The organism is Streptomyces sp. NPDC060027 (genome assembly GCF_042737005.1).
In the GTDB taxonomy this organism is placed as follows: domain Bacteria; phylum Actinomycetota; class Actinomycetes; order Streptomycetales; family Streptomycetaceae; genus Streptomyces.
Genome location: NZ_JBHWVI010000009.1, coordinates 66,701 through 84,973, shown reverse-complemented (window position 1 = coordinate 84,973; position 18,273 = coordinate 66,701). Strand labels below are relative to the sequence as shown.

Below are 18,273 nucleotides of genomic sequence, written 5' to 3'. Positions count from 1 at the left end.
CCAACTCACCCCGGAGCCGGTCCACTTCCCCCAACCTCATTCCGGGAAGCTGCCCACACTCAGCCGAGATCACTCAACGTAACGAAGCACTACTAGGACCTGTCCGGTCGATCATCGGCACGTGACTCGCGCCGTCCCGGCAAGGCCGGGGCACTGCAGCTACAGGCACGTGAGCGGTGAGGTCAGGGAGCGAAGTACCAGCAGTACAGGCTCAGGCCCTTCTCTGCCCGGCTGTTGGCTAGAACTGACAGACACTCAAGGAGGTCCACCGCTCTATCCGGCGAGATCTCATTGTCTGGCTCGGAGGCACTCGCAGCCCACGCAATGCCTATCGTTCGGAGTTGATCCCTTTCCGCGCCCGCCAAAGCCGTACACAGCGGCTCCGGAACAGCGAAGACGGTGAACCCGTCGTTGGCCATGGGCACCACGTCTCGGAGCGGACTCGCGGGCGTGCCCGTCAGCAGAGTCTCCCAGCTGAGAACCGCGTCATCTGGATAGATGCCGTCACATGGCACGGCAAGAAAGTCGTGTCTCTTGCGCGGGCCTACCCGAGCTGTGGACGCATCGTCTGCGGCTAGGAAGAACTCACCTGCAAGCACCATCCGCCGATCCTGTCACGCCCTGGTGCCCGGGTTGTGGTCGGCCGACGGCACCTGGGAACGTCTGCTCCAGGTCCAGGCCGAGGCCGACGCGGCGGGTGAGATCGGCTGGGACATCTCGGTCGACTCCACCATCGTGCGGGCTCATCATCACGCCGCCGGCGCCCGCACCGATCCGCCGCCGGCTCCCGCGTCAATGGGGGACGTCCTGGCAGAACACCAGGACGAGGCACCGTGGCAGAGCCTCGTCGCCCGCCTGGAGGAGGTGGTGCAGGAGGTGAGGGCCTGGGCCGCTCGCGCGGCGGCTTCACCACATAGCTCCACCTGAGTGCGGCCGGCAGCTGCCGCCCACTGTCCCTGATCGTCACACCAGGACAGCGGGCCGATTGCACCCAGTTCAAACCGGTGTTGGAGAAGATCCGTGTCCCCCGCCTCGGGCTGGGCAGGCCCCGCAAGAAGCCGCACAGTCTCGCCGCGGACACGGCATACAGCAATGGCCTCGTCCGCGAATACCTGCGACGACGCGGCATCCGGCACACGATCCCGGAGAAGACCGACAACCAGGGCAGCCGCGGCCACTGCTCGCTCGCCGTCGGAGGTATCCAGGTGGTCCGCAGGTTCGGCGGCGCGTTTGAGTGCGCCGCGGATCATGGATTCGCGTTCTTCCGACGTTGCGTCGTCCAGGTCACCCCCGAAGTCGGCGGCGGTGTCGTTGTCGAAGGGGCCGATGTCCCAGGTGCCCATGTCTCTCCTCGCGCGGCCGTCCGGAGATCGTCGCACTGACCACCGACAGCGAGGTCAGGAGGCAAGCAGCACCCGCTTGCGCAGGAGCTTGAAGCCAGCGCGTCCGTACATCTGCCGCTTGATCATTGCAAGCCTGGCTCGGACACCGATCGTCGCAATCCACCCAGTACTGCGCGAAGATCACCCCGAACACTCTGTCCAAGGCGTATTCCAAAGCGTATTCGAGGCGGGCTACTTCGAGCGGCACGTCCGCACCATCGAGGTCCTGGTCGACCGGGACGCGGTCGCCTCCCGCTCACCGACGAAGAACGCGCGGCCGTCGACGATGGCCAGGCAGCTCTGGACCGCCTGCTTGACCGTCTGGCCGACACTCCGACAGCCGCAGGTCCGACACCTCGCGAACTCGACGTGCCGGCCACCGCACCGCCTTCTGCCACTCATCGCCGTCCGGCAAGGCAGGGTAGGGCAGGCCCAGCGTCACGTTGATATCGGAGTGCGAACTGCCTCGGGAGAGTGTCACAGTCAATGTCGTGACCTTGATGGACGTACTCGTCGACTTCTCCCGCACTGGCCGGATCGGGCCCCTGAACTGCGGAATGACGCTGGCTGAGGCTGAAAACCTCCTCGGCCCGGGGCGCCCGCACCCCGCCCACATCATGAAGGGGCCCGATATCGACGGCTACCCGTACTCCTGGGACGGGCTGCGGCTGGTGGTCACTCAGCGGGCCGTCACCGGGATCTGGATCAGCCTCTGGCCCGGTTCGACCGCCAAACTCCCGCCGCTCGTCCTGCCTGATTCCGAGTCGTTCGACGCCACCGTCCTCCGCGAGGAGCTGATCACCGCCCTGGACAACGCAGGCTGTGAACACGCCGTCAACAGCACCCTCACCTTCGGCCAGCAGGCAAGCCTCATCACCCAACCCGCTGACGTCTGCGCGGTCTTCAGCCTGCCGAGACGGGACAACCACGTGTCGCACCGTGATCGGCACTACCTCAACGTGATGCACAAGCACACGGCTTGACATCGCTGATTCCACAGAATGATGCGGTTGACGTGGCCTTCCACGACGCATGAGCTCCAGGGCAGGGTCAGGCCGGCGGTGACGGCCGCGAGGTCGCGTTCGAGGCCGCTGATGAAGGTGTGCGGGCTGGGCAGGTCGTCAGCCCGGACCGCCGCGATCCACTCGGGGAGCCGTTCCCCCCGGTGCACCATGTCCTGGCTCGCCGGCTGCCGCCGTCTCCACCGGCGCTACGAGCGCAAGGCCGAACACTTCCTCGCCTTTACAAGCATCGCCTGCACTCTCATCTGTTACCGGCGTCTGGCTCGCTGATGTGGGTGCGCAGTAGCTTCACTGCCAGGTCGTGGCAGTAGTGTTCGGCCACCTCCATGGGAGTGCGACCACCCGGACCTGCGAGCTCCGGGTCAGCCCCGAAGGCCAGCAAGATCGCAGTGGTATGCACCGTCAAAGGCTGGCCGCTCTGGAGTGAGCCGTCTCCCTCGACGTCGATCGCATGGGTCAGCAGCGTCATATTGTTGAAGACCTCATTGGGATCGGTGCCATCGGCCAGCAACCGGGCCAGGGCCTCCGCATTCTCGTGCTCCACCGCGTGATGGGCAGGCGTCCAGTAGTCGTTCACCGGAGCATTCAACCGCCAACGCAACGCGTCTGCCAGCGACTATCCACCTCGGCAACCACCAAATGAGATGACGTCTAAATACACCGCAGGAGTTGAGCCAGCACCTCAAGTCGGGAGGCAACCCGGTCGGTTCTGTTCGACGTTCACGAGAACGGGCAGCACCGCTGCCGGAATCCAACGCAGGCGGCCGGTCGGATCGCCCCGGGCGAATGGGACTTGAGTCGTACGATCCCTCGCCCCGCAGGGGGATACGGATCGACCTGGCGGTCGATGCCGAGCTGCCGCGGTCGATGCGACGTTTGGGCATGACCGATGACGGACGGACAGTGCGGACCCTGTGGCGCGCGTTACGGGGCCGGCCGCGCTGGGTGGGCTCGATATCAGTGCTCTGGGCGGTGGCGTACGCCTCGTTGGGCTTGGCTTGCGCGCTGAGCGGGACCCCGCTGTTCGATGGCGGCGGTCAGGTGTCCACCGCGCTTGACTGGGGTGTCGTAGCGGTGGGCGCACTGGCGGCGCTTGTCTGCGGAGCTGTCGTGCGGTACGGGCCGCGCCCGCTGCTGCGGGCGCTGCTCTGGGTAGTTTGTGGACTGACAGCCGTCGCCGCGTTCAGCCTGCTCATGGACGTGATCACGCTGATGTTCGGTGAGGGGGTGGACAGTTGGGCAGCCGCCACGAACCATACGGCGGCGGCCGCCGGGGCGCTGCTGCTCGCCGCGACCGACCGCTCCCACCGCCACCCGCCCCGCGGTGCCTTCGCGCCGGCCCCCTCCTGTGCCCCCTCGCGGGTCCAACTCGCTGCCTGGGCCGGGACCGTGGCCTTCGTCCCGTACGCCGCGATGAAGTTGTTCTGGGCGTGCGGGGGCACCTTCGCCGGGATGAGCAAGCAGGAGATGTTCGCGATCTCCGAGCGCAACGGCGCTTCGGAGATCTGGCTCACTCTGGAGTCCTGGGGCCTGGACGCCACCGTATTGCTGGCCGCACTCGGCGTTTTCCTGCTCTGGGGCCTGGTCCGCCCCTGGGGGCAGGTCTTCCCCCGCTGGTCACCGTTCCTGCGCGGCCGACGTGTTCCGCGCTGGCTCCCGCTGACCCCGGCCCTGATCGGGGCGGCCACTCTCGCCCCGTACGGGGTGCTCGGGCTCGCCTACTGTGCCCTGGCCGCAGCAGGCGCGGTAACGATGCGGAAAGGTGATTTCCCTACGTCGGGGGACGCGTTGCTGGTCAGCTGGCTCGGCATGATCGCGTTCGCTGTCTACGGGGTCGTACTGGCCGTCGCCGCCCGCTCGTACTGGCTTCGGACGCGTCCGATCAGCCAGGTATCAGTTGACGCCGAGTGACAGCTTGCGGCCGGTCAGCTCCCCACCGGCCGGCCCTTCCTTTGCCGTTCCAACCGACCAGGCAGCATCTGGGCGCCCGGCAGCCCGGGGAGCCCGGGGGTAGCTTAGCTGCCCTCGGCTTCGGCGAAGTGGGGCAACGCCGGCGCCGGGGCGGGGACCGGGTGGCCTGAGCGCGGCAGCTCATCGCTGTTGGGAAGGAGCAGGAACCGGCCGGAAGGAGGCAGCGCCTGTACCTCCCGAAGGCGTCGGGCGGAGTGCCGTGTCTGCCGACGCCGGACGTCGTTCACGAGAGGTCGCGTAGAGGTGCCGACCCTGATGCGTGACCGCCGATGGCGCGGCCTTCTGATGTCCGGTCTCGGGCCCTGTCTCGGGCCCTCAGCTCTGGCCCGGCCCGTTCCATCTGCGGGGCCGGGATGGCGTCTCAGGCGGGTGTACGAGTGAAGGCGAGCGTCGCGGTGACCGTGGTCCGGCCGCGGATCATCCCCAGCTGGTTCCAGCCCATCCCGAACTGCTCCCGGTCCACGGTGAACTCCGTGGTGAGGCTGACCGCATCGGTACTTGATTCGGTGACCCGGGCGGTGATGGCCTGAGGGCGGCTCTCACCCCGGACGGTCAGCCGGCCGGTGATATCGACGCTGTCGTCCTGGCGCACCACGGCGTCATCGACGGCGAAGGCGAGGGTGGGGTTGTTCTCAGCGTCGAAGAAGTCGCTGCCGCGCAGGTGCTCGTCTCGCTTGGCGTTCTTGGTGTCAAGGGACGTCGCATCCAGGGTGACGACGCCATGGGCGCGGCCGTCCGGTCGGATCTCGCCCTCGGCGGTAACGCCACCGAAGGTGCCCTTGACGGTGACCAGGCCCCACATCGTCCGGTGCGCGATGGCCACGGTGGAACCGGCGGGGTCGAGCTGCCACAGGCCGGTCTCGATGGCGACAGTCATGGGATGTCCTCCTGAAAAGTTAGAGGGAGCGAACGGGGACTCGGCGTACCCGCGATGGGATGGCCGAGCCAAGTCGTCCAAATTTGGATGACTCCACGCTAGACGGTTATTCAAAAATGGACAACAGGTAGACTGTGACGTCATGGTCGACTCTCCCGCCCCCGCCGATCAGCCCGAATGTGAGCCGTCAGGCGACAGCGGGCTGCTGCCGCCTGAACTGCGCTCCTGGATGCGGCTGCTGGCCGCGGCCGGTGCGATCGAGCAGGAGCTGCGTTCGCGGGTGAAGGACGCCATGGGGATCTCACACGACGAGTTCCTGGTGTTGTGCCTGCTCGCGGATCAGCCCGGATCCGGCTTGCGCATGACGCGGATCGCGGAGCTGCTGGGCCGCCCCAAAACGCGGCTGACCTACCAGGTGGCATGCCTGCAGCACGCGGGGCTCGTCACCAAACACTCCGCGTGCGGCGATCGACGCGGTATCGACGTGGCGCTCACCGACAAAGCCCGCCGCCTGCTCGGCGAGTCATCGGGTGCCTTGGCGGACGCCGTCTCCGAGGCCATCGAGCGGACGGCCTGCGCCCAGCGGTACACGCAACTGCACGACCTGCTCGCGGCGGGCAAGGGCTCCGAGGGACACGACGCCGACGAGACGCCGCAGCCGTAAGGCGCCGAACGGGGAACGCGTCGCGTCGGAGAGTCCCGTTCCAGCCCGATCCCGGGATCTCCCCACCCGCTCCGCCTACGCGGCTCACGGCGCCGGTTACCGGCCGGTACCCCGGCAACCGGCACGTCCGAGGACATGCAGCGCCAGCACTCGCCGTCACCCTCAAGCTCCTGGGCAAGCTGCGTGCCCGTTGCCGATGAACGACGATGGAGAGACAGCGGTTCGGTAGCTTCCGCCCCGCAGGGCGCATACCGCCGTGGCGCGCCGAGGACTGCGCGCGGAGGGAGTTCCCATGGACCCGCCCGCCGCCTCCGGCCCGCACGAACACGGCCGCCACAGGCCGAGCCGCTCTTTGGACCATGTCGAACGAGCGGAGTACGAGCGACTGCGGCGCACTCTCGACATGCGAAACCGTCGCCTGCGCCTTTGGGGAGCATCCCTGCTCCTCCTGCTGGCGATTCTGATGGCGCCCATCAGCGTCGTCGCCACCTGGGTGAATTCCGAGGTCACCGATACCGATCGGTATGAGCAGACCGTCTCACCCCTCGCCCGAGACCCCGCCGTCCAGAGCCTGATCATCGATCGTGTCACTGACGCTCTGGTCCACAAGATCGACGTTCGCAAGATCACCGACACGCTCGCCGACACTCTGGCCGACCATGATGGACCCCGCTTCCTGGTCGACGCGGCCAGGTCGCTGGATGAAGAGCTCAAAGGCGGGCTGAAGGCCGGCGTGCGCTACACGGTCGCCAGGGTGGTGACGAGCGACGCCTTCGCCAAGGCGTGGGACAGCATCCACCGCGACGCGCACACCGCCGCGACGAACGTCCTCACCGGGGAGGGAGGCGGAGCGCTCGAGGTCAAGGGCGACACCATCACACTGAACGTCGGCACCGTGGTCGAGGAACTGCAGAAACAGCTGATCGGCGTGACCCTTGTCGGGGCAGAAGACATTCCCGGGGCCGACAAGTCGATCGAGCTGGTGCACAACGACCATCTGAGTGAGGCCCGTGATGCGGCCCGCTGGCTCAGCGTCGTCGGCCCGTGGTTGCCCGTGGTGGTGGTTGTGCTCGCCGGGCTGGGAATCTGGGCGGCACCTTCACGCCGGGTTGCGCTGATGGCCGCGGGCATCGGCATCGGCGCCATGATGTGCGGGCTGCTCATCGGACTCGCCGTCATGCGCCAGGTCTGTCTGGACGCGGTGCCTCCGGCATCCCCGTCGCAGGACGCGGCAGCAGCCCTCTACGACACCCTGGTGAGGTTCCTCCGGCAAACCATCCTCACCGTGCTCCTCAGCGCCTTCCTCACCGTGATCGCAGGGTATCTGTACGGACACGGCCGCGGTGCCGTCGCCGTACGCGCAGCTGCCGCCCGATGGACCCGAACCGCCGGGCACGCCCTCGCCCGGACGGGACTGAAGCCAGGTGCCGCCGGACAGTGGCTGCGCACGCACTGGCCCCTGACCACGGGCGTCGTCATCGGGGCCGGGATCCTGACCCTCTTCCTGTGGAACTACCCCACGCCCACATCCGTGGTCCTGGTGTTCCTGCTCGTCGTGGTTGTCCTGGCGGCCCTGGGCGTCCTTGCCGCTGCGGACGGAGCGGAGCAACGCTGACATACGTCAGAAGACGAACGGTGAATGCGGAAATCGGTACGGCCGGAGGTGTACCCGTGACCCATCACCAGGATCGTGCGGGGTGATGACCGTACGCGGCCCTGGTCGTCGGGCCGGTCGACGAGCCGCCCGAGAGGGTGCGGCGGCATGCCCGGTAGTTCCCGGCCGGGATGCCGATCAGGTAGATGCCGGCCCGCGTCCCATGGACAACGCCCCCCACAGGCCGAACACCCCAACCGCGCCGGTCGGAACCGCGACTCTCTCACGTGCCCGTCGGTCACCGACCGGACGCAGCCCGCCGCACCGCGCGGGGGATGATGGGGATGGAATGACGGAACACGAGGTCAGGAGCTTCCATGGCGAAGCGGGTTCACCAACCCCGTGAGGACGCGGAGTTCGATTTCATCCTCGGGATGAGCGAAGTCCCGGTCCTCGCATACTTCACCGGGACCTGGCCCAAGGCAATCGAGCCCTGCCGGACGATGGACCTCGTCGTGGGTGGCATCGCCGACGAGTACGCGGGCCGCCTGACGGCCGTCCGCACCGACATGACGCGCTGTCCGGCCGCGACCGAGCGATACGGGATCACCGGAGCCCCGTCCTACGTCCTGCTGAAGGAGGGAGAGACGGTGGCGCACGGCACGGGACCCACGAGCACCGCCGAGGTACGGGAGTTCCTGGACGGCCACCTCTGAGCGGCCACCGTGGCACTGCGGCCCCGACGCCTGTCACGCAAGCCGTTGCGCGCGGGCTGCGGGCGTCGGTGGTGGAGCAGGCGCGCGCGGCCGCACTCACGGTGGAGCATATCGACGCGCGGCCGGACCCCAGTGATGCGGAGACGCTTCTACCGGCTGTGGCAGGCCCACGAAGCGGAGCTGCGCCGGGAGCTCGGTGACGACCGGGCGGCGCGCATGCTGCGGTCGGCCGAGCTGATCATGCCCCGGTCGGCGACGCGCGCGGCCTTGGCCGTGACGCCGAGGAGGCCTTCGGGTGACGGATAGGGTCACCGGGGTCAGGGCTCGCGAGGTGGACGGGGTGTCGGGTGGCTCGGGTTGCGGTGCTCTCCGCAGGGTCGTGGGGGACGACGATGGCGAAGGTGTTCGCCGACGCCGGCAGCGACGTCACGATCCACGCCAGACGGCCTGAGGTCGTCGAGGAGATCAACGTCCGGCACCAGAACGCCCGGTACCTGCCCGACGTCGTCCTGCCCGACCGGCTCCGCGCGACAGTGGACCCGGTCGAGGCGCTCGCCGGGGCCCGGCATGTCGTGCTGTCGATCCCGGCGCAGGTGCTGCGGGCGAACCTCGCCGCCTGGGCCCCGCACATCGAGCCGGACGCGGTCGTGGTGAGCTCGATGAAGGGTGTCGAGACGTCCTCCGGGCTGCGGATGTCGGAGGTGATCCACCAGGTCACGGGCATCCCGTTCGAGCGGATCGCGGTGCTGTCCGGGCCGAACCTGGCCCGGGAGATCGCCGGCGGGCAGCCGGCCGCGTCCGTGATCGCCTGCCCCGACGAGACGGCGGCCGCCGCGCTCCAGAAGGCGTGCCACACCCCGTACTTCCGCCCCTACACGGGCACGGACGTGGCGGGCTGCGAGCTCGGCGGGGCGATCAAGAACGTCATCGCCCTCGCGGTCGGCCTCGCGGCCGGTCTGGGCATGGGCGACAACGCCCGCGCCCTCCTCGTCACCCGCGGCCTCGCGGAGACCGCACGGCTCGGCCGGGCGATGGGCGCCGACCCGCTGACGTTCTCCGGCCTCGCCGGCGCCGGCGACCTCATCGCCACCTGCTCCTCGCCGCTGTCCCGGAACCGGACCTTCGGCGAGCACCTCGGACAGGGGATGAGCATGGAGGAAGCCACGACGGCGACGGGGCAGACGGCTGAGGGTGTGAAGTCGTGCCGGGCCGTCCTGGACCTGTCGCGGGTCCACGGGGTCGAGATGCCGATCACCGAGGTCGTCGCCGCGGTGATCGACGGCACTACCAGCGTCCCGGACGCGGCCGCAGCGCTCATGTCCCGGACGCCGAAGCCCGAGCAGTACAGCGCCTGATCGCCATCTGTGCCGCGCACCCCACGCCCCGCAGCGGATGGGGCGGGGAGCCCGCGGGGCGAGGACTTCCGCGAACGGATCGTGCTCCCGTCACCGGGCGTCGAGCGGGAGCACGGGACCCCGTCACCGGGCGGCCCGTGGACGGCGGTGGTCGTGGGACGAGTTCGGATACGCGGAGGGCAGTTGGGTACGGCGGCGAATGCCGAGTTTCCGGTAGGCGCGGGTGAGGTGCTGTTCCACTGTGCTGACCGTGATGAAGAGCTTTCGGGCGATCTGCTCGTTCGTGGAGCCCCGGGCGGCCAGTTCCGCCACCCGCCGCTCCGCCGAGCTGAGCCGGCCGGCGGGTGGGCCGGACTCGCCGAGGGGCTCCGGCCCCGCTCCCTCGTTCGCCGCCGCTGCCGGTGGCTCCGGCAGGAGTGCCGCGGCGCACCGGTCCCCCAGTGTCCTCGCGTGGTGGGTGTGGCGGCGGGCCTGGACGGAGTCGCCCAGTGACTCGTAGGCGTGCCCCAGGTCGGCGAGCGTGTACGCCAGGTTCAATGAGTCGCCGCAGCGGTCGAGCAGGTTCGCCGCTTTCAGCAGTACCGGCGGGCGCTCGTCCGGGCGGAGGGTGGCCGCCAGGGCGCGGTACGTCAGGCCGCGAGTGCGCGGGTGGCCGGACGGGAGCAGCGACATCTGTTCCGTCAGGAGTTCCCCGGCCGGCACCGAGAGGCCCTTGTGGAAGTAGGCACGGGCGGCATGGGCGCGCCAGGGCACCGCGGACGGGCAGTCCATCTCCCAGAGCTTCATCAGGTGTCCGGCCGCCAGGAAGTCCTGCAGAGCGGCGTCGTGGCGGCCCCGCGCGAGATGGAGACTTCCCCGGGCATCGAGGTAGACCACGCCGCCCAGGGTCCCGAAGGCGGCACTGGGTACGGGGAGGTCCAGGTAGCTTTCGGCCTCGCCCGGATCGCCCATCGCCGTGGCGGTGCGCACCAGGATCGACAGCGGGACGACGACGGCCGCTCCCCAGCTCTCGTGCAGCATCAGCGCGAGCGCCGCGTGCGCCTGCCGCTTCGCGTTCGCCAGGTCTCCGAGGCGGTAGTGGATCTCCGCGCGCGCCGCGGTGAGCATGGCGTTCCATACGAGTCCGTATGTCTCCCCCATGGAGGCGAGGAGGGCGTCGCACCAGACGGACGCCTTGTCGAGGTGGTCGGAGTAGATCAGGACCATGAGTGAGGCGAGCGACGAGGCCGGGCTCGCCGCTCCGGCGAGGGCCTCCCGGAGGACGAGTTCCGCGGCGGGGACGGCTCCCGCCTCGCCGTCGCCCCGGAGGACCGCGCCGAGTGCGGCCGCGGCACGATGCCCGGGAGCGCTCGGCCCGGCGTCCTGCGCCGCCACGTCCTCGGTTCCCGGGGCGGATGCGAGGCCGGGGTAGGTGAGCGGGAGCCACCGGCGCAGCTGTTCGGCGTACGGGACGGCCTCCTCGCCGTCCTCTGCGTGGGAGTCGTCGCCGAGGCGCGCTACTACGCGCGTCGCCTGTTCCACCTGTCCGTTCCAGAGCAGACATCGGACGAGGTGGACGGACTGCCGGACGGAGAGCTCGCCCTGCTCGGCGGCCGCGACCAGTTCGGGGAGATAGCTCTTGACCGCCGCCGGGTCGTACCGCCACATGACGTCGGTGAGCCTCGCGGCGATGTCGATCCGTTCCCGCTCCTCGGCGCACTCGCGATGTGCTCTCTCGAGGTAGCCGACGGCCGCCTCGGGGTCTCCGCCCGCGAGGGCCTGGTCCGCGGCCTCGCAGAGCACCTGTCTGGCCCAGGAGACCGGTTCGCCGATACGCATCAGGTGTTCGGCCGTCACCAGGGCGGGGGCTCCCTTGTGGTGCAGCAGACGGGCTGCCCGGGACCGCATGTCCTGGCGCTCCTTCTGCGACATGCTGCCGAGCACGGCCTCACGCACGCTCGGCTGCCCGAGCAGGTCGTGCTCCAGCAGCCCGCCGACGCCGGGGGACGCGGCGATGCGTGCGACGGATTCCGGGTCCATGCCGCAGAGGCGGGCCACGACGGCCGCCGATCGGAACTCCCCCAGCGTGGCCATCGCCCGCGCGATCTGGAGCACGACCGGATCGGCCCGGTACAGGCAGCTCAGGACAGCACGGCCGAAGGCGGGACCGGCCACTGGCCGCCACTGCCCGGCCGGCTCCGGGATCCTGCCGGCGTAGTCCTCGGCCAGAGCGTGCACCAAGAGCGGCCGGCCACCGCTGAGGTGTCTGCAGTCGGCCGCGATCCGGCCCGCTATTTCAAGATTGAAATAGTCCTCCAGTACCGTCGTGACTCCCGTCTCCGAGAGCGGCTCGAGGTCCAGCTGGGTGCAGTTGGGCATCCGGAGGATCTCGGCCTGAAGTATGCGCTGGACGCTGTCCCGGCCCATGTCCGGGCAGTAGGTGAAGACGATCGACATCGGCGCGGTGCCCATCCGCCGCATGAGTGCGAGCAGGTACTGCAGCGACTCGACGTCCATGAAGTGCGCGTCGTCGATGCACATGACCAGCAGCGGGCTGTCGGTCAGGTGCTGGAAGGCACCGTGCAGCAGACCGAGGATCGACGAGGAGATCTCACTTTGCGCTCCCTCGCCGCCGGCGCTCGCCAACAGCGCGCGGACTTCGAGGTCCGCACCGGGTGAGAAGAGGCGGCACCCCCGCAGAAGCTGATCGATGATCCCCAGCGGCTGGTAGCGCTCGAAGCTCGACGCGGTGGCCTCGAGGACCGTCGCGCCCGCGTCGGCGGCGTCGCGGGCGAAGGAGGCCAGCAGGGCCGTCTTTCCGCTGGCCAGCGCACCTTCGATGGCCACGAGCCGTCTTCCGCCGAGAGAGCACTCGCCGTAGACCTGCGCCAGCGTCTTTTCTTCCGTATCCCGTTCGGCCAGCTTCTCCATCACTTCTCACCACCTCGCAACACAGGGACAGGAGTGGATCAACAACCGACGCATGCACGCGGTCGCGCGCAGATGTCGACGGACCGGCGCCCCGGGGAGACCGATGCGTGCTCCGGGTCGCTCGACGCCATGGACGGATTGTCCCTGCGGTGACTGGGGGCGGACCCCACGTCGATTTCTCGGGCCACGCCGACCACGCCTAATAAGATTGCCACCCCCAGTTCAGGGGCAATATCGCCTGTGCCGTCCGCCGTCACTATTTCCGTGTTCATCGCCATCCCTCAATTGATGGAACAAGGTCGGTTCGCAGGAATTTCAAAGCCAGTGCGCGTCTCGGGCGATCCGCAGTGCGTCTATGCGATTGCGGGCACCGAGTTTCGTCACCAGTGATGAGAGGTAGTTGCGCACGGTCCCCTCGGACAGGTGCAGCCGTGTCGCGATCTCGACAATGGCGTCGCCGTAGGAGAGGCGCTCCAGCACGGAGAGCTGGCGCGCGGTCAGTGGGCAGCCGGCGTTGGCCAGGGCCGCGACCGTCAGGTCCGCGTCGAAGACGCGTTCGCCCTGATGCACCCGGTGCAGGGCTTCGAAGAACCAGCTCGGCGACACGCTTCGTTGCAGCATGCCGTCGACGCCGCCGGAGAAGGCCTGGCGGATGATCGAACGGGTGTAGCTTTCGGCCAGGACCAGACTCCGGCATTCCGGAAGGCTCGCGATTTTCTCGGCCACGCTGATCGCACCGATGTCCGCGCCGTCGAAGCTGATTATCGCGATGTCCGGCCGATGAGTCTCCGCGAACTCCAGCGCGTCGGTGTCGCCGCCGACAGCCCCGACAACCCGGATCTCCTCACGCTTTTCCAGCAACGCGGCGAGGGCACTTCGGGACAGCGATAATTCGTCGGACACCATCACTCGGATGCACATCGGTTCCCCCTGGAATGAGAAACGGCTCGCTGGTGACGGAAAGCGATTCCGGCCGAATGTCGCGACGGCTGTCCGGTCCGGAAACGGCGCCCTGGGGGACCCTTGGGCGATGCGCCACAGCACCGCGCACTCGCCGGTGGGACAGCGGCAGCGGCAGCGGCAGCGGCAGCGGCAGCGGCAGCGGGTGGACTTCCAGCCAGAGCCGGACATCGCACACGCCACGACGGACACCGGCTCACCCGTCGGCCCGTCGCCGCGCCGGACTTGAGCGGCTGCCGCCCCTCTGTCAAGGGACGCCGCCTGCGAACCGGCTGTCGTTTGCATGCGAAACACGACGAGCCGAATGATCTACCGACACCAGCACGGTGAAACCCCAGTACTTTCACGGAACCGCGAGGTGTGAGAGTGACGGAGCCGACTGTGCGTCCGCTCCATGCACGCGGCTGGCTGAAAACCGCAGTAGGTCCGGCCGCCTGCCGATGCGACCCTGCCAGGTGATTGCACTTCCGCGCTGCTCTTCGCCATAAGCCGACACGCGACAAGTACGCCATGCTCAACCTCCCCCGTTTTGAGGCCGACAGCGGTCGAAGATAGTCAGTCACGATGTTTCGAGTCAAGAGGTTTTGGCCAAAGGTTGAGCCGGTTGCGGCGCGCCGCGTCGAAATGCCAGAATTCGTTCGGAATGAAGAACCGCACAGCTGGAATTTGCGGGTCCGATTAGCGCGGTTCTCGGCTTGTCGATCACACATCCAGACGGGGCCGTCGACACGGAATTGATCATCGACGGAGCATGGAATTCGGACCTGTCGCCGTCGACGGCATGCGAAGAGCCGGCATCACCCGCGGTCAACCCGCCCGCTCTTTGCCTTGTCGAACCAGTCGAACCCGGCTCTACGCGATCCACACACCCTCGACACAGGTTCCCCTGAAGGAACGTATCTTCATGAGGCCGATCGTGGCGTAGAACGGCGAGGACAAGGAACGACCGGCGCCTCAGCGGCGGGTGGATTCCAGGTGAAAGCAGGTGCTGTTCACTCTTTACCCTCCGACGGGGCGGCACCCACTAATCGCGGCGGCCCGGCCATCCGGCAATCGATTTCGGCGACGCGTGGCTCGAATTGATGCCCGGGGTCCGAATACAGCGAAGCGGGCGAGCACGGCAGCCTCGCGGGTCGTGAAGAAGGGAAAACTCCACGATCCGCATGCGCCGAGTTCGCCTCGCATCCGGTATACACGCGCTCTCTTATTATTTCACCGACCGGCTGCGGGCCGGGGCCTTGGCGTTCTCCTTTCTGTCGATTTCCAGCCTGATCAAAAAAGGGATCGAGCCGGGCTCATTCGCCCGGCCGATCCTTCTCAAGCAGCAAATCAGCAAAGACAGTTTCGGGTCACGGCCGCGTGGGCGCCGTCTGGTTGTCGAGCGGTTCGGGGGTCTTCTCCTTGACCGCCATCGCCGGCAACGCGAGCGCGGCCAGCGCGGCGACGAGCATGAGCCCGCCGTTCACGAGGAACGCCACGCGGTAGCCCTGGACGAGCGCGTCGAGGCGGCCTTTGTCATGACTGGCATGAGAGGTGACGGTGGAAGCGATGTTCACGAGCACGGCGAGACCGACGGCTCCGCCGATCTGACGGGAGGTATTGAGCAGGCCGGAGGCGGCACCGGCGTTCCGGGGAGCCACCCCGGAGGTGCCGCTGATGGTGACGGCGAGCAGCATGATGCTGACGCCGAATCCGCCGACCAGGTTGGGCAGGAGGATGTGGGTCACATAGGCGGAGTGGGTGGGGACGGTGGCGAGCCAGGCGATGCCCGCGGCGGAGATCAGGCCGCCGGCCACCAGCATGCGCCGGGGACCGACCACGGGCACGAGCTGACGGGAGGTGAGGCCGCCGACGATGAAGATGACGGTGACGGGCAGCATGGCCATGCCGGTGCGCAAGGCGCTGTAGCCGAGCACCTGCTGGCAGTACAGCGAGAGGAAGAAGAGCAGGGCGGTCAGCGTCACGCCGAGGCAGAACATGAGTACATTCGCGATCCGCAGCGTCCGCGGCCGGAGCAGGTCGAGCGGGATGAGCGGGTTGGAGCCTCTGGCCTCGGCCACCAGGAAGCCGGCGATGAGGACCGCGGCCGCGATCAGCGGCACCAGGGTGTCGGGGGAACCCCAGCCCTCGGAGGAAGCCTCCGAGAGCCCGTAGGTGAGTGCCCCGATCCCGAGGGTGACGCACAGGGCGCCGGGCAGGTCGAGCCGGATGCGCTCCGTCCTGGCGGGGGGAAGCAGGAACAGCAGGCCGGCGGCGAACAGTGCGATGCCGGGAGGGATGTTGACGAACAGTACCCAGCGCCAGCTCAGTTCGGCGGTGAGGACGCCGCCGAGGACCACTCCGGCCAGGCCGGCGACCCCGCCCATCATGCTCCACAGCGCCAAGGCGTGCTCGCGCTCGCGTTCGTCGGTGTGGCTCGCGGTGATGAGGCTCAGGCTGGTGGGGGTGAGCGCGGAGGCCCCGGCACCCTGGGCGATCCGGGCCGCGATCAGGACGACCGGACCGGACGCCAGACCGCCGATCAGGCTGGCGACGGTGAAGAGGACCGCGCCGAACAGGAAAACCCGCTTGTGTCCGAAGAGGTCGCCGGCCCTGGCCGCCAGGAGCAGGAAGCCACCCAAGGTGATCAAGTAGCCGCTGACCACCCACTGTTGCTGATCGGTCGACAGCCCCAGCCCGGCTTGCATGTCCGGCAGGGCCACGGTGACGATGGTGGCGTCGAGCACGACCATGAACAGGGCGAGACAGGACATGGCCACGACGACGCCGAGAGGCAGATTCGGCCGTAACACAGAGGGTGTCGACGCGTCTCGGGTCCCGGACATGGAGTCTCCTCAGTGATTGACCACGAGTGAACCACGGTCAAGTGAACAGCGTTCACGTGAACAACGTTCACGGTACGATGCGGCCCGGAGGATGTCAATCAAGGGAGTCTCGATGCCGCTGCGCAAAACCGACGTGGTCGAGGAAGCGCTGCGCTTCCTCGACGCCGAGGGTCTCGACCAGCTCACGATGCGCAAGCTCAGCGCAGCACTCAACGTGCAGGGTGGCGCTCTCTACCGGCACTTCCCGAACAAGGAGGCTCTGCTCGACGCCGTGGCCGACAAGATCGTCGAGGGCATCGGCGACCCCCTGCCGGACGTCTCCTGGCCCGAGCAGATCCAGATTCTGAGCAACCGGCTCCGTACGGCCCTGCTCAGCCATCGCGACGGCGCCAATGTGGTGGCCGGGACGTTCGCCCCCGGAGCGAACACCATCATCGGCTCGGACATGGCCGTCCAGGTGCTCTGCGGAGCCGGCCTGCCCCCTGCCCAGGCGGGCTGGATGAGTTTCGCCCTCTTCTACTACGTGCTCGGTCACACCATCGAGGAACAGGCCCAGTTGCGGCTGCCGCCCGACCACGACTGGCGGGTCCACACCGAGCGGCTCAACGTGAAGGTGTCACCGCAGTACGCGGCGGCCCTCGACTCACTGACGGGCACGGACCCGGCGGAGCGGTTCGACTACGGGCTGAACGTCTTCATCGACGGGCTCTGCCGACTCCAGGCGACCCTGCCGCAGGGGGAAGCAGCTCAACAGGCCGCTCCCTAGGGATCCTTGGTCGGGTTCCGCTTCACCGGGGAACCCGTCCGCCGCGCTCCCCGGCTCCCGTCCCGCCGACCCGACGACGTCGGGTCTCACCGCTCGCCTCGGTCTCCCCGGGGCGAACTGCTCCCGGCTTCCGCGTCCTGCGCGTTCAGCAGCATGTCCAGTGCCCTGATGACCCGTCGGGCGCACGCGGCCGCCGCCGGAATGATGCCCTGCATCAGGAAGTAGCCGTGCACCAGCCCCTCACCCGGTACATGGCGTACGGCCACTCCCGCGGCGCGCATCCTCGCCGCCAGTTCCACGCCCTCGTCGTGCAGCGGGTCGTACTCGGCGGTGGCGACGACGGTCGGAGGCATGTTCCGGAGGTCCGCCCTCAGCAGGTCGACGGCGGGGTCGGCGCGCCGCCGCGGGTCGGGGACGTAGCGCTCGTAGTTCCAGGCCATGTCCTCGACGCTCAGCAGATAGCCCTTGCTGTGCTCGCCGGCCGAGGCGATCATCAGACTCGGGTCCACCGGCGGATAGACCAGCAGTTGCGCCGCGAAGCGGACGTCGGGCGCCTGGAGGACGACGCCCAGGGACAGACTGGCGCCCGCACTGTCGCCCGCGATCACGTGCGCACGGCCGGGAAAGGACCGGGCCGTCCACCGGGCCGCGGTGACGGCGTCGCGCAGGGCCGCGGGATAGGGGAACTCGGGCGCCCGCCGGTAGTCGACCGCGACCACGACCGCGCCCAGTGCTGCCGCCATGGCCCGGCAGGCCCCGTCGTGGCTGTCGAGGTCGCCCAGCACCCATCCTCCACCGTGCAGGAAGGTGACCACCCGCTGCCCGGCCGGCTCCGGGGTGTAGACCCTGACCCCGAGCGCCGACCCGTCCGGACCGTCGATCAGCCGGTCGGCCGATGTCACGGCCGGGCCGGAGGCGTCCTTGTCCCGCCGCGGGTGCGCCGCGTTCGCCCGGTATCGTTCCCGGGCCTGCTCGATGGTCAGTTCCCGGTCGGGGACGGGAGGTCCGTCGGCGCTCTGCCAGGCGATCAGGTGCCGGAGTAGACGGTCCAGAGGCATCGCGATTCTCCACGTACTCGGTCGCCGGGCCGGAGCGCACGCTCCCCGGATTCACTTCGCCGGCACGGCAGTCGAAGAGCACGGCAGTCGAAGAGCACGGCACCACGGCATGGGAAGCAGGTGTCACATGGTGTGCGTCGGCCCCGGTCCGGGGAGCTGGACCGGGAACCGAC

At 68.6% G+C, this 18,273-nt stretch carries 17 protein-coding genes and 3 pseudogenes; 12 read left to right on the top strand and 8 right to left on the bottom strand.

Going from position 1 to position 18,273, the window contains the following annotated elements; all coding sequences use genetic code 11:
• Nucleotides 1-182: 182 nt before the first annotated feature.
• The gene (locus ACFWBT_RS04295; RefSeq protein WP_385695687.1) at nucleotides 183-602 is read right to left on the bottom strand and encodes a hypothetical protein; all 420 of its coding nucleotides are present in this window, start codon (nucleotides 600-602) and stop codon (nucleotides 183-185) included.
• 22 nt (nucleotides 603-624) lie between these two features.
• Between ACFWBT_RS04295 and ACFWBT_RS04290 the strand changes: the two genes are divergently transcribed.
• Together ACFWBT_RS04290 and ACFWBT_RS04285 are read left to right on the top strand one after the other, a co-directional pair.
• Entirely contained in the window at nucleotides 625-927 is a 303-nt protein-coding gene (locus ACFWBT_RS04290; RefSeq protein ID WP_385695691.1) for a hypothetical protein, read from the top strand.
• Nucleotides 924-1,145: pseudogene (locus ACFWBT_RS04285) on the top strand (transposase); the annotation flags it as partial. The gene ACFWBT_RS04290 and the pseudogene ACFWBT_RS04285, both read left to right, overlap by 4 nt.
• A 27-nt stretch (nucleotides 1,146-1,172) precedes the next feature.
• Here the strand turns inward: ACFWBT_RS04285 and ACFWBT_RS04280 are convergent.
• A pseudogene (locus ACFWBT_RS04280) lies at nucleotides 1,173-1,343 on the bottom strand (DUF4259 domain-containing protein); the annotation flags it as partial.
• Nucleotides 1,344-1,873: 530 nt separating this feature from the next.
• On the opposite strand from ACFWBT_RS04280, the gene ACFWBT_RS04275 reads away from it, so the two are divergent.
• Both ACFWBT_RS04275 and ACFWBT_RS04270 read left to right on the top strand, forming a co-directional pair.
• Entirely contained in the window at nucleotides 1,874-2,365 is a 492-nt protein-coding gene (locus ACFWBT_RS04275) for a hypothetical protein (RefSeq protein WP_385695685.1), read from the top strand.
• 186 nt (nucleotides 2,366-2,551) lie between these two features.
• A pseudogene (locus tag ACFWBT_RS04270) lies at nucleotides 2,552-2,674 on the top strand (IS5/IS1182 family transposase); the annotation flags it as partial.
• Here ACFWBT_RS04270 and ACFWBT_RS04265 read toward each other — a convergent pair.
• The gene (locus ACFWBT_RS04265) at nucleotides 2,646-2,981 is read right to left on the bottom strand and encodes an ankyrin repeat domain-containing protein (protein ID WP_385695682.1); all 336 of its coding nucleotides are present in this window, start codon (nucleotides 2,979-2,981) and stop codon (nucleotides 2,646-2,648) included. The pseudogene ACFWBT_RS04270 and the gene ACFWBT_RS04265 overlap by 29 nt on opposite strands.
• A 464-nt stretch (nucleotides 2,982-3,445) precedes the next feature.
• Between ACFWBT_RS04265 and ACFWBT_RS04260 the strand changes: the two genes are divergently transcribed.
• Entirely contained in the window at nucleotides 3,446-4,315 is an 870-nt protein-coding gene (locus ACFWBT_RS04260) for a hypothetical protein (protein WP_385695679.1), read from the top strand.
• 421 nt (nucleotides 4,316-4,736) lie between these two features.
• On the opposite strand, the gene ACFWBT_RS04255 is transcribed toward ACFWBT_RS04260, so the two are convergent.
• The gene (locus tag ACFWBT_RS04255; protein WP_385695676.1) at nucleotides 4,737-5,252 is read right to left on the bottom strand and encodes a YceI family protein; all 516 of its coding nucleotides are present in this window, start codon (nucleotides 5,250-5,252) and stop codon (nucleotides 4,737-4,739) included.
• 142 nt (nucleotides 5,253-5,394) lie between these two features.
• Here ACFWBT_RS04255 and ACFWBT_RS04250 point away from each other — a divergent pair, with 142 nt between their 5' ends.
• From ACFWBT_RS04250 to ACFWBT_RS04230, 5 genes are all read left to right on the top strand, one after another.
• Nucleotides 5,395-5,916: a MarR family winged helix-turn-helix transcriptional regulator gene (locus ACFWBT_RS04250; protein WP_385695674.1), complete on the top strand. Its 522-nt coding sequence runs from the start codon at nucleotides 5,395-5,397 to the stop codon at nucleotides 5,914-5,916.
• A gap of 403 nt (nucleotides 5,917-6,319) precedes the next feature.
• Nucleotides 6,320-7,531 carry a hypothetical protein gene (locus ACFWBT_RS04245; protein WP_385695671.1) on the top strand — a complete coding sequence of 404 codons (1,212 nt, stop codon included), beginning with the start codon at nucleotides 6,320-6,322 and terminating at the stop codon, nucleotides 7,529-7,531.
• Nucleotides 7,532-7,887: 356 nt separating this feature from the next.
• On the top strand, nucleotides 7,888-8,226 hold the full coding sequence (locus ACFWBT_RS04240) for a thioredoxin family protein (protein ID WP_385695668.1): 339 nt from the start codon (nucleotides 7,888-7,890) through the stop codon (nucleotides 8,224-8,226).
• Between the two features lie 135 nt (nucleotides 8,227-8,361).
• A complete protein-coding gene (locus ACFWBT_RS04235; protein ID WP_385695665.1) occupies nucleotides 8,362-8,532 on the top strand; it encodes a hypothetical protein in 171 nt (56 codons plus the stop codon).
• Between the two features lie 41 nt (nucleotides 8,533-8,573).
• Nucleotides 8,574-9,581 carry an NAD(P)H-dependent glycerol-3-phosphate dehydrogenase gene (locus tag ACFWBT_RS04230; protein WP_385695662.1) on the top strand — a complete coding sequence of 336 codons (1,008 nt, stop codon included), beginning with the start codon at nucleotides 8,574-8,576 and terminating at the stop codon, nucleotides 9,579-9,581.
• A gap of 123 nt (nucleotides 9,582-9,704) precedes the next feature.
• Here the strand turns inward: ACFWBT_RS04230 and ACFWBT_RS04225 are convergent, their stop codons facing one another.
• Nucleotides 9,705-12,491: an AAA family ATPase gene (locus ACFWBT_RS04225; RefSeq protein WP_385695689.1), complete on the bottom strand. Its 2,787-nt coding sequence runs from the start codon at nucleotides 12,489-12,491 to the stop codon at nucleotides 9,705-9,707.
• 315 nt (nucleotides 12,492-12,806) lie between these two features.
• Nucleotides 12,807-13,397 carry a LuxR C-terminal-related transcriptional regulator gene (locus ACFWBT_RS04220; protein WP_385695659.1) on the bottom strand — a complete coding sequence of 197 codons (591 nt, stop codon included), beginning with the start codon at nucleotides 13,395-13,397 and terminating at the stop codon, nucleotides 12,807-12,809.
• A gap of 124 nt (nucleotides 13,398-13,521) precedes the next feature.
• On the opposite strand from ACFWBT_RS04220, the gene ACFWBT_RS04215 reads away from it, so the two are divergent.
• Complete coding sequence (locus ACFWBT_RS04215; RefSeq protein ID WP_385695656.1) at nucleotides 13,522-13,680, top strand: hypothetical protein; 159 nt, start codon at nucleotides 13,522-13,524, stop codon at nucleotides 13,678-13,680.
• A 1,120-nt stretch (nucleotides 13,681-14,800) separates the two neighbouring features.
• On the opposite strand, the gene ACFWBT_RS04210 is transcribed toward ACFWBT_RS04215, so the two are convergent.
• A complete protein-coding gene (locus ACFWBT_RS04210) occupies nucleotides 14,801-16,276 on the bottom strand; it encodes an MFS transporter (protein WP_385695654.1) in 1,476 nt (491 codons plus the stop codon).
• Nucleotides 16,277-16,388: 112 nt separating this feature from the next.
• Here ACFWBT_RS04210 and ACFWBT_RS04205 point away from each other — a divergent pair, with 112 nt between their 5' ends.
• Complete coding sequence (locus ACFWBT_RS04205) at nucleotides 16,389-17,042, top strand: TetR/AcrR family transcriptional regulator C-terminal domain-containing protein (protein ID WP_385695651.1); 654 nt, start codon at nucleotides 16,389-16,391, stop codon at nucleotides 17,040-17,042.
• A gap of 86 nt (nucleotides 17,043-17,128) precedes the next feature.
• Here the strand turns inward: ACFWBT_RS04205 and ACFWBT_RS04200 are convergent, their stop codons facing one another.
• Nucleotides 17,129-18,100: an alpha/beta hydrolase gene (locus ACFWBT_RS04200; protein WP_385695649.1), complete on the bottom strand. Its 972-nt coding sequence runs from the start codon at nucleotides 18,098-18,100 to the stop codon at nucleotides 17,129-17,131.
• Between the last annotated feature and the right edge of the window lie 173 nt (nucleotides 18,101-18,273).